General features: G+C 68.3%; 14 protein-coding genes. 11 read left to right on the plus strand and 3 right to left on the minus strand.

Going from position 1 to position 15,132, the window contains the following annotated elements; genetic code table 11:
- Positions 1-27 precede the first annotated feature (27 nt).
- Positions 28-2,007, minus strand: a complete 1,980-nt coding sequence (locus AC3WXD_RS21835) for a monovalent cation:proton antiporter family protein (RefSeq protein WP_492324696.1) — start codon at positions 2,005-2,007, stop codon at positions 28-30.
- Positions 2,008-2,160: 153 nt separating this feature from the next.
- Between AC3WXD_RS21835 and AC3WXD_RS21840 the strand changes: the two genes are divergently transcribed.
- From AC3WXD_RS21840 to AC3WXD_RS21890, 11 genes are all read left to right on the plus strand, one after another.
- On the plus strand, positions 2,161-3,144 hold the full coding sequence (locus tag AC3WXD_RS21840; RefSeq protein ID WP_029043535.1) for a KpsF/GutQ family sugar-phosphate isomerase: 984 nt from the start codon (positions 2,161-2,163) through the stop codon (positions 3,142-3,144).
- A 15-nt stretch (positions 3,145-3,159) separates the two neighbouring features.
- Positions 3,160-3,792, plus strand: coding sequence for an LPS export ABC transporter periplasmic protein LptC (lptC, locus tag AC3WXD_RS21845; RefSeq protein WP_059410409.1), 633 nt, complete (start codon positions 3,160-3,162; stop codon positions 3,790-3,792).
- A gap of 92 nt (positions 3,793-3,884) precedes the next feature.
- Complete coding sequence (gene lptA, locus AC3WXD_RS21850; RefSeq protein WP_029043534.1) at positions 3,885-4,529, plus strand: lipopolysaccharide transport periplasmic protein LptA; 645 nt, start codon at positions 3,885-3,887, stop codon at positions 4,527-4,529.
- 34 nt (positions 4,530-4,563) lie between these two features.
- Positions 4,564-5,352: an LPS export ABC transporter ATP-binding protein gene (gene lptB, locus AC3WXD_RS21855; protein ID WP_020202672.1), complete on the plus strand. Its 789-nt coding sequence runs from the start codon at positions 4,564-4,566 to the stop codon at positions 5,350-5,352.
- Between the two features lie 133 nt (positions 5,353-5,485).
- Positions 5,486-6,961: an RNA polymerase factor sigma-54 gene (locus AC3WXD_RS21860; protein WP_020202671.1), complete on the plus strand. Its 1,476-nt coding sequence runs from the start codon at positions 5,486-5,488 to the stop codon at positions 6,959-6,961.
- A gap of 49 nt (positions 6,962-7,010) precedes the next feature.
- Positions 7,011-7,361 (plus strand): ribosome hibernation-promoting factor, HPF/YfiA family, encoded by a 351-nt coding sequence (gene hpf, locus AC3WXD_RS21865; protein WP_020202670.1) that lies wholly within the window; start codon positions 7,011-7,013, stop codon positions 7,359-7,361.
- 418 nt (positions 7,362-7,779) lie between these two features.
- Positions 7,780-8,235 carry a PTS IIA-like nitrogen regulatory protein PtsN gene (ptsN, locus tag AC3WXD_RS21870; protein ID WP_029043533.1) on the plus strand — a complete coding sequence of 152 codons (456 nt, stop codon included), beginning with the start codon at positions 7,780-7,782 and terminating at the stop codon, positions 8,233-8,235.
- Between the two features lie 78 nt (positions 8,236-8,313).
- Positions 8,314-9,285 carry an HPr(Ser) kinase/phosphatase gene (gene hprK / locus AC3WXD_RS21875; protein ID WP_020202668.1) on the plus strand — a complete coding sequence of 324 codons (972 nt, stop codon included), beginning with the start codon at positions 8,314-8,316 and terminating at the stop codon, positions 9,283-9,285.
- Between the two features lie 203 nt (positions 9,286-9,488).
- Entirely contained in the window at positions 9,489-9,824 is a 336-nt protein-coding gene (locus AC3WXD_RS21880; protein ID WP_020202667.1) for a PsiF family protein, read from the plus strand.
- A 116-nt stretch (positions 9,825-9,940) separates the two neighbouring features.
- On the plus strand, positions 9,941-10,849 hold the full coding sequence (gene rapZ, locus AC3WXD_RS21885; RefSeq protein WP_020202666.1) for an RNase adapter RapZ: 909 nt from the start codon (positions 9,941-9,943) through the stop codon (positions 10,847-10,849).
- Positions 10,850-10,936: 87 nt separating this feature from the next.
- A complete protein-coding gene (locus tag AC3WXD_RS21890; protein ID WP_059410406.1) occupies positions 10,937-11,620 on the plus strand; it encodes an LON peptidase substrate-binding domain-containing protein in 684 nt (227 codons plus the stop codon).
- 80 nt (positions 11,621-11,700) lie between these two features.
- On the opposite strand, the gene mutY is transcribed toward AC3WXD_RS21890, so the two are convergent.
- Both mutY and AC3WXD_RS21900 read right to left on the minus strand, forming a co-directional pair.
- The gene (gene mutY / locus AC3WXD_RS21895; RefSeq protein ID WP_492324697.1) at positions 11,701-12,879 is read right to left on the minus strand and encodes an A/G-specific adenine glycosylase; all 1,179 of its coding nucleotides are present in this window, start codon (positions 12,877-12,879) and stop codon (positions 11,701-11,703) included.
- 120 nt (positions 12,880-12,999) lie between these two features.
- Positions 13,000-14,937, minus strand: coding sequence for a dynamin family protein (locus AC3WXD_RS21900; RefSeq protein WP_020202663.1), 1,938 nt, complete (start codon positions 14,935-14,937; stop codon positions 13,000-13,002).
- Between the last annotated feature and the right edge of the window lie 195 nt (positions 14,938-15,132).

A 15,132-nucleotide genomic window follows, 5' to 3' on the forward strand; every position in this document is an offset into this window, starting at 1 on the left:
ATCCGCGCATTTGCCTGACGGCGGGCATCAGCCCGTCAGCATGCGCTTTTCCGCCGCTTCCAGCGCCTCGGGCTGGCCGCGCAGGACCACGATGTCGCCCGGCTCCAGCACGGTCTCGGGCTGCGGGTCGAACGCGCGGATGCCGCGCCGGCGCACCGCCGTCACCTCCACGCCGATGCGCTCCAGCCCGAGCGTGCCGAGGCTGCGCCCGAGCGCGGTGGCGTCCGGCCCGAGCGAGACCGAGCACAGCCGCACCGACTCGCGCTCCACCATGTCCTCGTCGTCGTCGCGGCCGTGGAAGTAGCCGCGCAGCAGGCTGTAGCGCGCGTCGCGCGCCTGCTGCACGCCGCGCACCACGCGCCGCATCGGCACGCCCAGCAGCACCAGCGCGTGCGAGGCCAGCATCAGGCTGCCTTCGATGATCTCCGGCACCACCTCGGTGGCGCCGGCCTTCTGCAGCACGCCGAGTTCCGAGTCGTCCACCGTGCGCACGATCACCGGCAGCGCCGGCGCGAGCTCCTGCACGTGGTGCAGCACCTTGAGCGCCGACGGCGTGTTGGCGTAGGTGATGATGACCGCCGCGGCGCGGTGCAGGCCGGCGGCGATCAGCGCCTCGCGCCGGCCCGCGTCGCCGTACACCACGGTGTCGCCGGCGCCGGCGGCCTCGCGCACGCGGTCGGGGTCGAGGTCGAGCGCCACGTAGGTGATGCCCTCGCGCTCCAGCATGCGCGCGAGGTTCTGCCCGCTGCGGCCGAAGCCGCAGATGATGGCGTGCTTCTCGGTCTGCAGGCTCTGCACGGCGATGCGCGTCATGTTCAGCGACTGCATCAGCCATTCGTTGGCGGCGAAGCGCAGCACGATGGCGTCGCTGTACTGGATCAGGAACGGCGCGGCCAGCATGGAGAGCAGCATCGAGGCCAGGATGACCTGGGTCAGCACCGGGTCCACCAGGTTGAGGCCGTCGATCTGGTTGAGCAGCACGAAGCCGAACTCGCCGGCCTGCGCCAGCCCCAGCCCGGTGCGGATCGCCACGCCCTGGCGCGAGCCGAACAGGCGCACCAGCCCGGCGATCAGCAGCAGCTTGAACAGGATCGGCACCACCAGCAGCGCCAGCACCAGCCACAGGTGGTCCAGCACCACGTGGATGTTGAGCAGCATGCCGATGGTGACGAAGAACAGCCCCAGCAGCACGTCGCGGAACGGCTTGATGTCTTCCTCCACCTGGTGGCGGTAGGGCGTCTCGGAGATCAGCATGCCGGCCATGAAGGCGCCCAGCGCCATCGACAGCCCGAGCCGCTCGGTCAGCGCCGCCATGCCCAGCGTGACCAGCAGCAGGTTGAGCATGAACAGTTCCTGCGAGCGGCGCGCGGCCACCACGTGGAACCACCGGCTCATCACTTTCTGGCCGAGGAAGAAGATCACGCTCAGCGCCACCGCGATCTTCACCGTGGCCAGCACCAGCGCCATGACCAGGTCGCCGGGGTCGCGCGACAGCGCCGGGATCACGATCAGCAGCGGCACCACGGCCAGGTCCTGGAACAGCAGGATGCTGATGATGTTGCGCCCGTGCTCGCTTTCCAGCTCGAGGCGCTCGGACAGCATCTTGGAGACGATGGCCGTGGACGACATCGCCAGCGCCCCGCCGAGCGCCACCGAGGCCTGCCAGGACAGCGGGAAGGCCCAGTTGAACAGCCAGCTCGCCGGCACCACCGCCAGCATCGACAGCACCACCTGCGAGCCGCCCAGGCCGAACACCTGGCGCTTCATGGCCTTGAGCTTGCCCAGGCTGAACTCCAGCCCGATCGAGAACATCAGGAAGACCACGCCGAATTCGGCCAGGTATTTGGTCTGCGCGGTATCGCTGGCCAGCCCGAGCGCGTGCGGCCCGATCAGGATGCCGACCGCCAGGTAGCCCAGCATCGGCGGCAATTGCAGCATGCGGAAAGCGACCACGCCAAACACGGCGGCGGCCAGCAGCACGAGAGTCAGGTCCAGCGGAGAATGCATCGAAAGGGGTCTGGGTGCGCCGTCCCGCGCCAGGGCCAGGCCCGGCGCGGGCGGCCCTGCCGGCGGGTTGCGGCAGGCGCGGCAGCCGCAACGGCCGCCCCGATCCCCGGAACAGCCAAAGCGCCATCGCATTCGTTGGTATACTTCGTCGCCATGATAGCTAATTTCAATGCGGATCGAGCACTTCGGCTCGCCCGCGACACGCTCCAGACCGAAGCCGAAGCCGTTGCCGCCCTCGCGGGCCGCCTGGACGGCGAGTTCGCGCGCGCCGTCGAGCTCACGCTCGGGTGCACCGGCCGGGTGGTGGTGTCGGGCATGGGCAAGTCCGGGCACATCGGGCGCAAGGTGGCGGCCACGCTGGCCTCGACCGGCACGCCCTCGTTCTTCGTGCACCCCGCCGAGGCCAGCCACGGCGACCTCGGCATGGTCACGCGCGACGACGTGCTGATCGCCTTCTCCAATTCCGGCGAGACCGCCGAGCTGCTGTCGATCGTCCCGATCGTCAAGCGCATCGGCGCCAAGCTGATCTCGGTGACGGGCAACCCGGAATCGGCGCTGGCCAAGCTGGCCGACGCCCACCTCAATGCCGGCGTCGAGAAGGAAGCCTGCCCGCTCAACCTGGCGCCGACCGCGAGCACCACCGCCGCGCTGGCGATGGGCGACGCGCTGGCGGTGGCGGTGCTGGACGCGCGCGGCTTCGGCGAGGAAGACTTCGCCCGCTCGCACCCGGGCGGCGCGCTCGGGCGCAAGCTGCTCACGCACGTGCGCGACGTCATGCGCAGCGGCAACGCCGTGCCCAAGGTGCGCGAAAACACGCCGCTGGCCCAGGCGCTGATGGAAATCACCCGCAAGGGCATGGCCATGACCGCCGTGGTGGACCCGGACGAGCGCCTGATCGGCGTGTTCACCGACGGCGACCTGCGCCGCCTGCTGGAGACGCCGCGCGACTGGAAGACCATGCCGATCAGCGAGGTCATGCACCGCTCGCCCCACGCCGTGGGCCCGGACCAGCTCGCCGTGGAAGCGGTGCAGGTGATGGAGGCCAACCGCATCAACCAGATGCTGGTGGTCGACGCCGACGGCCGCCTGGTGGGCGCGCTGCACATCCACGACCTGACCCGCGCCAAGGTCATCTGAGGCCGGCCACGACACATGCGGGAATTCCTGTCCTCCCTCGGCCGGCTCGGCATGCGGCTGCTGCCCCTGCTGCTGATGGCGCTGGTGGCCGGCAGCACGTTCTGGCTGGTGCAGGTCAATTCGCCGCGCGAGGCGCCCGCCGGGCCGGTCGGCGCCAAGCACGAGCCGGACTACTACATGGTCCGCTTCTCGGCCACCGAGCTGGCCGAGGACGGCAACACCAAGATGCGCTTCACCGGCGACAAGATGATCCACTTCGCCGACGACCAGACCTACGAAGTGACCAGGCCGGCCATGCGCGCCTACGAGATCGGCCGCCCGCCGGTCACGGGCCATGCCGACCGCGGCACCATGAACGCCGAGGGCTCGGTGGTGGACCTGTTCGGCAACGCCCTGATCGTGCGCGCGCAGGGGCCCGACCCGTCCAAGGACCCGCCCATGACGGCCGCCTCCGAGTATTTCCAGGTGCTGGTCAACGACGACATCGTCAAGACCGACAAGGCCGTCAAGCTCACGCGCGGGCCTTCCGTGATGACCGCCAACGGGCTCGTCTTCAACAACGTCACCCGCGAAGTACAATTGCTGGGTAACGTACACGGCACCATCATCACGGTCCCGCCGCCGGCCAGCCCCGCGGCCAGGCCGTGAGCAGGGCCTGACGTGGCCCCACCCGGAAACCGCCAGAGAAACGAAGCCGCCCGCGGGCCACAGCCGTCCGCGCCAACCGCCACCACGCCAATATGAATCCATTCCTGACGACATCGTCCTGTCGCCGCCGCGGCACGGCTGCCCTGATGACGGCCGCGGCCCTCCTCGGCCTGGCGCTGGCCGCGCCGGCCCGCGCCGAGAAGGCCGACCGCGACAAGCCGCTGGTGCTGGAGGCCGACAACGCCAGCTACGACGACGTCAAGCAGGTGTACGTACTGACCGGCAACGTGGTGCTGACCAAGGGCACGATGGTGCTGAAGTCGGACGCGGCGGAAGTGCGCACCGACCCCGAGGGCTACCAGTACGCGGTGGCCACCTCCAAGGGCGGCAAGCAGGCCTACATCCGCCAGAAGCGCGACAACGTCGACGAATACATCGACGGCTGGGGCGACCGCATCGAGTCCGACGGCAAGCAGGACCTGTCCAAGCTGATCGGCCACGCCCGCATGGCGCGCCTGGCCGGCGCCAAGCTGATCGACGAGATCCGCGGCGCGGTGATCACCTACGACAGCCGCAACGAGTTCTACACGGCCACCGGCGGCACCGACAACGCCACCGCGGGCAGCCCGTCCGGGCGCGTGCGCGCGGTGCTGTCGCCGCGCCAGGAGCAGCCCGCCAGCGGCGCCGCCGCCAGCGCGCTGCCGCTCAAGCCCGCGCCGGCCCCCGCCGCCCCCTGACCCCGCCGCAGCCGACCCACGGATTCACGCCTTCATGACCGCTACCTTGACCGAACCGTCGTCCGCGACCAACGTCCTGACCGAAAGCAGCACGCTCGTCGTGCGCCACCTGAAGAAGCGCTACGGCTCGCGCACGGTGGTCAAGGACGTGTCGCTCGACGTGAAGAGCGGCGAGGTGGTGGGCCTGCTCGGCCCCAACGGCGCGGGCAAGACCACCTCGTTCTACATGATCGTCGGGCTGGTGGCGCTGGACGAGGGCGACATCGTGCTCGACGACAAGCACATCAGCGGCCTGGCCATCCACGAGCGCGCCCGCATGGGCCTGTCCTACCTGCCGCAGGAAGCGTCGGTGTTCCGCAAGCTCAACGTGCAGGAGAACATCCGCGCCGTGCTGGAATTGCAGGTCCACGACGGCAAGCCGCTGGCCAAGGCCGAGATCGAGCGGCGCCTGGACACCCTGCTCGACGACCTGCAGATCGCCCACCTGCGCGACAACCCGGCGCTGTCGCTGTCGGGCGGCGAGCGCCGCCGCGTGGAAATCGCGCGCGCGCTGGCCTCCGCGCCGCGCTTCATCCTGCTCGACGAACCGTTCGCCGGCGTGGACCCGATCGCGGTGGGCGAGATCCAGCGCATCGTCAGCTTCCTCAAGGCGCGCAACATCGGCGTGCTGATCACCGACCACAACGTGCGCGAGACGCTGGGCATCTGCGACCACGCCTACATCATCAGCGAAGGCACGGTGCTGGCGTCCGGGCAGCCGGAAGACATCATCGCCAACGAGTCGGTGCGCAAGGTCTACCTGGGCGAGAACTTCCGCATGTAGCCGCGGGAGGGGCACGCGGGGACACCCGCGAGGCGGCGTTCATGCCGCCTTTCGCCCCGCAAACGATCACGGCGACGCCAGCGATAGCAATTTCCGTTCCACCAGTACGGAAGTTGGGCATAAAATAGCTCGCATGAAACCGTCGCTACAGCTCCGCCTCTCGCAACATCTCGCGCTCACGCCGCAACTCCAGCAGTCGATCCGCCTGCTGCAACTGTCCACGCTCGAACTGCAGCAGGAAGTGGAACAGGCCCTGACCGAGAATCCGCTGCTCGAACGCGAGAACGACTGGATCGAAAGCCCGCTGCGCGTGGCCGCCGACGGCTCGGTCAACCTGCAGAGCGCGCCCGCGCCGGCCCCCGCCGACGGCCAGGGCACCAGCGAGAACCGCGCCGACGGCGCCGCCGACAGCGAGGACAGCTACAGCGACAGCGGCGAGGACTACGGCAACGACTGGAGCCTGGACGACTTCGCCCGCCGCCCGCAGGGCGACGAGGACGAAAAGACCCCGATGCAGTTGCGCGACGCGGAGCCCACGCTGCGCGAGCACCTGATGGAGCAGCTCGCCCCGCTGAAGATCTCCATGCGCGACAAGGGCCTGGCCATCTTCCTGATCGAGTCGCTCGACGACGACGGCTACCTGAGCGCCTCGCTCGAGGAAATCTGCACGGAGCTGCCCGAGGAGCTCGAATTCGAGCTCGACGAGGTGCACGCCATCCTCACGCTGCTGCAGAGCTTCGACCCCGCCGGCGTGGGCGCGCGCAACGCTGCCGAATGCCTGGCGCTGCAGCTGCGCCGGCTCAAGCATCCGCAGCGCGAGCTGGCCCTGACCATCGTCACCAGCCATCTCGAGCTGCTCGCGGTGCGCGACTACACGCGCCTGAAGAAGGCGCTGCAGGTCGACGAGGCCGACCTCAAGGCCGCGCACGAGCTGATCCGCTCGCTCGCGCCCTACCCCGGCCATGCCTACAGCCGCCCCGAGGCCGACTTCGTCGTGCCCGACGTGTTCGTGCGGAAAATGAGCGGCGGCTGGATCGCGCAGCTCAACCCGGATGTGATGCCGCGGCTACGCATCAACGACATGTACGCGCAGATCCTGCGCGGCGCAAAAGGCGACTCCGGCGCGGCCGGGCTGCAGCAGAAGCTGCAGGAAGCGCGCTGGCTCATCAAGAATATCCAGCAGCGCTTCGACACCATATTGCGCGTCGCACAAGCGATTGTCGAACGTCAAAAGAACTTCTTCACCCACGGGGAAATTGCGATGCGCCCCTTGGTTTTGCGGGAGATTGCCGATACACTGGGTTTACACGAGTCCACCATCTCTCGGGTGACAACCAATAAATACATGGCAACGCCGATGGGGACTTTCGAGCTGAAGTACTTCTTCGGCAGTCACGTATCCACGGAAACCGGCGGCGCGGCCTCATCAACGGCAATCAGGGCGTTGATCAAGCAACTCATAGGAGCCGAAGACCCCAGGAACCCCCTGTCGGACAGCAGGATCGCCGAACTGCTCGGCGAGCAAGGCTTCGTGGTGGCCCGGCGAACCGTGGCCAAATACCGTGAAGCGCTGAAAATCCCTGCCGTCAATCTCCGCAAGACTTTGTAGCCGAGCCGCACCGCCTGCCTGGTGTGGCTCTTTCAGAAGGAGAAACGCTATGAACTTCAAGATCAGTGGACACCACTTGGACATCACGCCCCCGCTGCGTGAGTACGTGGAAACGAAACTGGAGCGTATCGTCAGGCATTTCGATCAAGTCATTGGCGTAAGCGTGCTGCTCTCTGTCGACAATACAAAAGAAAAGGACCGGCGGCAGTATGCGGAAATCAATCTACATCTCAAGGGCAAGGACATCTTTGTCGAGGCGCATCACGAAGACCTGTATGCCGCCATCGACGCACTGGTCGACAAGCTCGACCGGCAGGTGATTCGCCACAAGGATCGCGTGCAGAGCCACGACCGCGACGCGGTCAAGTACCAGATGGCCGCATCGCAGATGCAGCAATGACCGTGCCTGGCGGCCCGCCAAGGGGGCCGCCGGTGTCAGTCCCTTGAACCAGAACAAGCCGCGCCCGTTGCGCGGCTTTTTTGCGCCGTCCGCTTTCGTGTCCACCCTCGCGCCGGCGGCCGTTGCGCAATGCCACAAGGGGATTCCGCAACGCCCCGCCGCCGGTGTATGCTGCGCAATACATGAACGGTGGTTCAGCGATTCCGGGCATGCGCGCGGCACCGCTTCCGCGCACGGGCTATTGCGATGCACAAGGCGGGGGCGGGCCTGCTCTATAATGGCCAGACGCCCGACACCGGCATGGGACAACCGGTGCAATGCGGGTATGAGCCGGCACCGGCCTTTTCATCCCCTTTTTGCCTGGCGCGCCCCCCTGCCGGCCCCGGGCCTGCTTACTAGAAAAACCTGCGCATTCCACATGAATCGTTTGGCTAAATTGCTGCCACCCGGCAACATCAACCTCGACGTCAGCGTCACCAGCAAGAAGCGGGTGTTCGAACAGGCCGGGCTCCTCTTCGAGAACAACCACGGCGTAGCGCGCGCCACCGTGACCGACAACCTGTTTGCCCGCGAATCGCTGGGCTCGACCGGCCTCGGCGCCGGCGTGGCCATTCCGCACGGCCGCATCAAGGGCCTGAAGCAGCCGCTGGCCGGCTTCATGCGCCTGGCCGAGCCGATCCCGTTCGAGTCGCCGGACGGCAAGCCGGTATCGCTGCTGATCTTCCTGCTGGTGCCCGAGCAGGCCACCCAGCAACACCTGGAAATCCTCTCCGAGATCGCCCAGCTGCTGTCCGACCGCGAAATGCGCGAAGGACTCGCCACCCTGCCCACTTCCGATGCCGTGCACCAGTTGCTGACGCAATGGCATCCCTGACCCGCCTGGGCAGCCGCCACCCGGCACGCCGGGCGACGGCCCGCCCGGCCTGAAAGCCCGTCCCCCGAAAGTAGCCGCATGGAACTCACTGGCGTCACCTCGCAGTCGATCTTCGACGACAACGCAGCCGACATCAAACTCTCCTGGGTTGCTGGGCTGGAAGGCGCGGACCGCGCCTTCGACGTCGAGTTCGCGCGCGAAGCCACCTCCGCCGCCGACCTCGTCGGCCACCTGAACCTGATCCACCCGAACCGGATCCAGGTGCTCGGCAAGCCGGAGATCACCTACTACCAGCGCCTCGACGACGAGATGCGCAAGCGCCAGATGGGCGAGCTGATCCTGCTCGAGCCGCCGTTCCTGGTGATCGCCGACGGCATGGAGCCGCCGCCCGACCTGGAACTGCGCTGCACGCGCTCGTCCACGCCGCTGTTCACCACGCCGGTGTCCTCGGCCGCGGTGATCGACCACCTGCGGCTCTATCTCTCGCGGATCTCCGCGCCGCGCGTGACCATGCACGGCGTGTTCCTCGACATCCTCGGCATGGGCGTGCTGATCATGGGCGAGTCGGGCCTGGGCAAGAGCGAGCTCGGCCTGGAACTGATCTCGCGCGGACACGGGCTGGTGGCCGACGACGCGGTGGACTTCGTGCGCCTGGGGCCGGACTTCATCGAAGGCCGCTGCCCGCCGCTGCTGCAGAACCTGCTCGAGGTGCGCGGACTGGGCCTGCTCGACATCAAGACCATCTTCGGCGAGACCGCGGTGCGCCGGAAGATGAAGATGAAGCTGGTGGTGCAGCTCGTGCGCCGCAACGACGGCGAGTTCGAGCGCCTGCCGCTCGATTCGCAATACCTCGACGTGCTCGGCCTGCCGATCCACATGGTCAAGATCCAGGTGGCGGCCGGCCGCAACCTCGCCGTGCTGGTCGAGGCCGCCGTGCGCAACACCATCCTGCGCCTGCGCGGCATCGACACGCTGCGCGACTTCATGGACCGCCAGCGCGCGGCGATGCAGGCCGACGTGGTCGCGCGCGGCCAGGGCCGGCTGCTCTGAAGCGCCGGGAGCGCGGGCGCGCGCGCGCAGAAAGCGCGCCCGCCCCGCGCGGTTTTTCATTTGCTTACATTGCTTGCGGGTCCAGGCCGTCAACGGCTTTGGGACATCGTCCGTTTTGTGCTGTAATGGGCATCGAGCCCACCCCGAGCCGCCGCGCCGACAGGCCGGCGGCCATGACGTTTTCCACAGCCAGGAGAGCAAGCATGAAGAAGATGATCGCGATGTGCGCGCTGGTAGCCCCGCTGTTCGCCAGCGTGGCGTTTGCCCAGACGGCTGCGGCCCCCGCCGCACCCGCCGCCCCCGCGGCGGCACCCGCAGCCGCCAACACCCAGCAGGACAAGATGAAGGCCTGCAACACCCAGGCTTCCGGCAAGAAGGGCGACGAGCGCAAGACCTTCATGAAGGGCTGCCTGTCGAACAAGCCGGCGGCGGCGCCCGGCAACAGCCAGCAGGAAAAGATGAAGGCGTGCAACAAGGACGCCACCGGCAAGAAGGGCGACGAGCGCAAGGCCTTCATGAAGGATTGCCTGTCCAAGTAAAAGGGCCGCCCTTGCGGCAAGGCACGCAGTCGAATGGCGAACCCCGGTTCGCCATTTTTCTTGGCGCCCGCGCCGTCATGACGGCGTCATTCCCCTGATGTTATGCTTGTGACGCTATGCGCATCATACTTATCACCGGAATTTCCGGCTCCGGCAAGTCGGTCGCCCTGAACGTACTGGAAGACGCGGGCTACTACTGCGTCGACAACCTGCCAGCGCAGTTCATCCCCGAACTGGCGCGCTATCTCGCGTCCCAGGGCTACACGCACCTGGGCGTCGCCACCGACATCCGCAGCCGCGAATCGCTCGACCAGCTGCCGGGCACGCTGCGCGACCTCGCGGCCGAGCACCAGGTCCGCGTGGTGTTCCTGACCGCCAATACCGACGCGCTGGTGCAGCGCTACTCGGAGACGCGGCGGCGCCACCCGCTGTCCATGCGCACGGAGAAGCCCGGCGCGGCCGGCGAGAACAATGCAGACAATGTCGCCGCTGCCGCGCCGCTCAACGACACCTCGCTGGTCGAGGCGATCGAGATGGAGCGCGAGCTGCTCAGCCCGCTGGCCGAGGCCGCGCACCGCATCGACACCAGCAACGTGCGCACCAACACGCTGCGCGCCTGGATCAAGGAATTCGTGCGCGAAGACGGCCTGCAGCTCACGCTGCTGTTCGAGTCGTTCGGCTTCAAGCACGGCGTGCCCAGCGACGCGGACATGGTGTTCGACGTGCGCTCGCTGCCCAATCCGTACTACGACCTCGCCCTGCGCCCGCTGACCGGGCGCGACGCGCCGGTGATCGACTTCCTGCAGAGCCAGCCGATGGTGCTGGCGATGGCCGAGGACATCCGCGCCTACGTCGAAAAGTGGCTGCCGAGTTTCATCGCCGACAACCGCAGCTACCTGACCGTGGCCATCGGCTGCACCGGCGGCCAGCACCGTTCGGTCTACATCGCCGAAAGACTTGCCAACTATTTCCGCGCGCATGGTAATGTGCTGGTGAGACACCGCGAGCTCGCGCCGGGCGGCTGATACACGCTGCCGCGCCCGCCTTCGCGGCCCGGCCCCGGCAGCCGGTGCCCGGCACCGCTGCCCGCCCGCAACCTTTGCTGGCTCAGCATGTCCTCACGCGCCACGCCCGCCGCACCCGGCCCATCCGCCTCGCCTTCCCTGTCCGCCACATCGGCGCCGCCCACGCTGGATAGCCTGCCGCTGTTCCCGCTGAACACCGTGCTGTTCCCCGACGGCCTGCTGCCGCTGCGCGTGTTCGAGGCGCGCTACGTCGACATGGTGCGCGCCTGCATGCGCGACCGCGCGCCGTTCGGCGTGTGCCTGATCGCCAGCGGCAGCGAGGTGGCCCGCCCCGACGAGCCCACCGTGCCGGAAACCGTCGGCTGCCTGGCCGACATCATCGACTGCAACATGGAGCAGCTCGGCGTGCTGCTGATCAGCACGCGCGGCCGGCAGCGCTTCGAGCTGCTCAGCTACACCGTGCGCGACAACGGCCTGCTGGTCGGGCAGGCCAGGCTGCTGCCGCCGGACATCATCGACTGCAAGCTGGAACTGCTGGGCGAATGCCTGGCCGTGCTACGCCGCATCGTCGGCGCGCTGCATGCCGAGCACCCGGGCAAGCTGCCTTTCTGCGAGCCCTTCCTGTGGGACGACCCGAGCTGGGTGGCGAACCGCCTGTGCGAGCTGCTGCCGGTGCCGCTCAAGGCCAAGCAGATGCTGATGGCGCTGCCGGACGCGGGGATGCGGATCGAGATCGTCCACAAGTACATGCACCAACACCACATCCTGTAGCGAAGGCGCGAATAAATCTGCTGCGCGGGCCGTGGCAGGCGCCGCGATTTCTTCGCACCTTCGGGGCGCTGATCAAACCATCAGAACAGGCCGCTTTGCGCTTGCGTTTCGAGCAGCTTGCGCACCGGCGCTGGCGTGCCGACTTCATCCAGGTCGTCCAGCGAGATCCAGCGCAGCGCGGGGCCATCGCCGCCGTCGCGCATGGCCAGCGCGGTCATGTCCACGCGGATGGCGCGGATCAGCAGACGGAAGTGGGTGAAGACGTGGGTGAGCTCGCCGACCAGTTCGGCGCGGCCGGGCGTGCCGAACGCGCGGGCGCGTTCGAGCGCGGCGTCCTCGGCCTGCTCGGCGTCGAAGGGCACGGTGTCGACCGGCATCTCGGGCAGGCTCCACAGGCCGCCCCAGATGCCGCTGTCGGGGCGCAGCGCGAGCAGGATCTCGCGGCCGCGCCGCAGCAGCAGCATCACGGTGCTGCGCTCGGGGATGGCGGCGCGCGGCTTGGGCGTGGGCAGCGCGGCGGTAAGGCCGTCGCGGCGCGCCACGCAGTCGGCGGACAGCGGACAGGCCGCGGCGCTACCCAGGCAGGCGGGCTTGCCGCGCGAGCAGATGGTGGCGCCGAGGTCCATCAGGCCCTGGGTGTAGGACACCATGTCCTCGGACTGCGCGGGGCCTTGGGCGGGCAGCACCTCGCCGGCCAGTTGCCACATGCGGGTCTCGACCGCCTTGACGCCGGGATGTCCGTGGATGCCGAAGAACCTGGCGAACACGCGCTTGACGTTGCCGTCGAGGATGGGCGAGCGCACGCCGGCGCTGAAGGCCGCCACCGCCGCCGCGGTCGAGCGGCCGATGCCGGGCAGCGTCACCAGGACTTCGGGGTCGCTCGGGAACACGCCGCCGTGCTCGCTCATCACGGCCTTGGCGCAGCGGTGCAGGTTGCGCGCGCGCGAGTAGTAGCCGAGCCCCGCCCACAGCGCCATCACCTCGTCCGCGCTCGCCTCGGCCAGCGCGGCCACGGTGGGCAGGCGGCCGACGAAACGCTGGAAGTATTCGATCACCGCGCTGACCTGGGTCTGCTGCAGCATGATCTCCGACAGCCAGATGCGATACGGGTCGCGCGTGTTCTGCCACGGCAGGTCATGGCGCCCGTGCACGCGCTGCCACGCCACCACGCGGGCGGCGAAATCGGTGGGAACGCCGGCGGCAGGCCGGGCTACAGTGGCGGGAATATCGGCGGACAGGACGGCGGACTTGCGGGGCATCGGGGACGTGGCGGGCAAAGGCGGCGCCGGAAGCGGCGGCGCGTCATGATACCGCCTCCCGCGGCGCGGCCCGCGGGCCGCGCTGCTTCATGCCGCCTTCAGACTGCCGACAGACTGCCTTCAGGCCGCCGCCCGCGCGTGGCCGCTGCTCTCGGGCCGCAGGATCTGCCGGGCATAGGCTTCGATGCGCCCGCTGCGGTCGTCCAGGCCGTTGAGCACTTCCTCGAGCTGCGCGATGCGGCTCTCGAGCGTGTCGGTGGCTTCGTGGATGCGCTCGATCGAATCGACGCGGCGGCGCAGCTGCTTCTGGTGCTCGCGCACCTGCGCCTCGAGCGGCGTCATCACCGACTTGAGCCAGATCTCGATGTCGCGGTTGAGGTCGCGGAAGGTCTCCAGCACGCGGCTGGCGATGGTCGAGAACGCGCTCTGCACCAGCTGCGGACGCGAGCGCGTGAGCATGCTCATGGCGCCGAAATGCGTGTTGGCCAGCGCCAGCGTGGCCTGCAGCTCGCTGACGTAGCGCGCGGTGACGAACTGGATCGGCGCCGGCAGCGTGAAGCCGTGCTCGGCATTGAAGCGGCGGTACATGCTGTCGGTGAGCTGGTGCAGCTGGGCGATCTTCTGGTCGGCCTCGCTGACCAGCTCGACCAGCCGCGCGAACAGGCTGTCCATGTCCTCGCGCAGGCCGCGCGAGAAGAAGCGCTCCTTCATCTGCTCGCGGCGCTCGCGCATGGTGCTGCGCACGTCGCGCAACTGCAGGCTCTTGATGATGTCGGCGCTATGCCGGCCGAACACCAGCCGCAGCGCCTGGAACTTGGCGATGCTCTGCTCGAACTCCTCCTTCTCGGACTGCACGCGCGAGAGCATGTGCTTGACCATCGCGTGGTTCTTGCCGCGCAGCCCGCGCAGCTCGAACAACTGCTCGACGATGCTGCGGCGGCGGCTCTGCAGCAGTTGCTGCGCGCCGCGCGCCATCTCCTCGACGGCGCGCTGCACCTGGTCGGCGACGATCTCGCGCCGCTGCGGGATCAACTGGTCCGACAGCACGTGCTCGAACTGCGGCAGGCCGCTGCGCACGAGCAGGTCGTCGTCGTGCGTCACCTTGGCGACCAGGCCCTTCTGCGCCGACACCGGGTAGACGCGCGCCTCGTCGATGCCCAGCACCTGCGCGCTGGAGGTGACCTGGCGCGTGATCTCCGCGGCGGTCTCGGCCGGCGACTTGAGCGGGTCCCACAGGCCGTCGATCTTGTTGAGCACCGCCAGGCAGCCCTTGCGGTGCCCCGCGCTGACATGGCTGCGCCACAGGTCGAGGTCGCTCTTGGTAACGCCGGCGTCGGCGGCCAGCATGAACACCACCACGTGCGCATCGGGGATCAGGCGCAGCGTCAGTTCCGGCTCGGTGCCGATGGCGTTGAGGCCCGGCGTGTCGAGGATCACCAGGCCCTGGCGCAGCAGCGGATGCGGGAAGTTGATCACCGCGTGGCGCCAGCGCGAGATCTCGACCATGCCGTCGGCGTCGAGCGCGTAGGCGGCGTCGGGGTCCTTGTCGTTGTACAGGCCCAGCGACTCGGCCATCTCGCGCGTGACGCGGCTGGTCTCGATCACGTGGCGGAAGGCGTCGAGCATGCCGTCGGGCGAGGACGGGTCGAGCGGCACGGTGTGCCAGTGCGAGTCGACGTCGAGGAAGTCGGCGGTGGAGGCTTCCTGCAGGCGCGTCTCGATCGGCAGCAGGCGGATGCAGGGCGCCTCGGTCTCGTCGTAGCGCAGCTCGGTCGGGCACATGGTGGTGCGCCCGGCCGACGACGGCAGGATGCGCCGGCCGTAGTCGGCGAAGAAGATCGCGTTGATCAGTTCGCTCTTGCCGCGCGAGAACTCGGCGATGAACGCCACCTTGAGCCGGTCGCTCTTGAGCACGCTCTGGATGCGCTGCGCGCGCTCGTCGGCCTGGGCGTCGTAGAGGTCGTGCTGCTGCAGCCAGCCACGGAATTCAGCCAGGGAATCGAGTACCCCGGTTCTCCAGGCGCCGTACTGTTCGAATTGAAGGGCGAGGGTTGTCATTGGTACTGGGATCTTGAGCGATCAGCCCCCGCGGCGGCATCACGGGCCTGGCGCAGGCGTCTACGCCGGCTCGCGCCGGCGCAGGGGCTGAGTATTCGGCTGTGTATTCTGTAACACTTTTTTACGTTATCGAAGATACAGGTTTCCGGCGCACTTTTGTGAAATTAGAAGCGCCCGCGGGCCGCGGTGTTGCGC

It is taken from the genome of Cupriavidus sp. FW216-B1, from assembly GCF_058789195.1.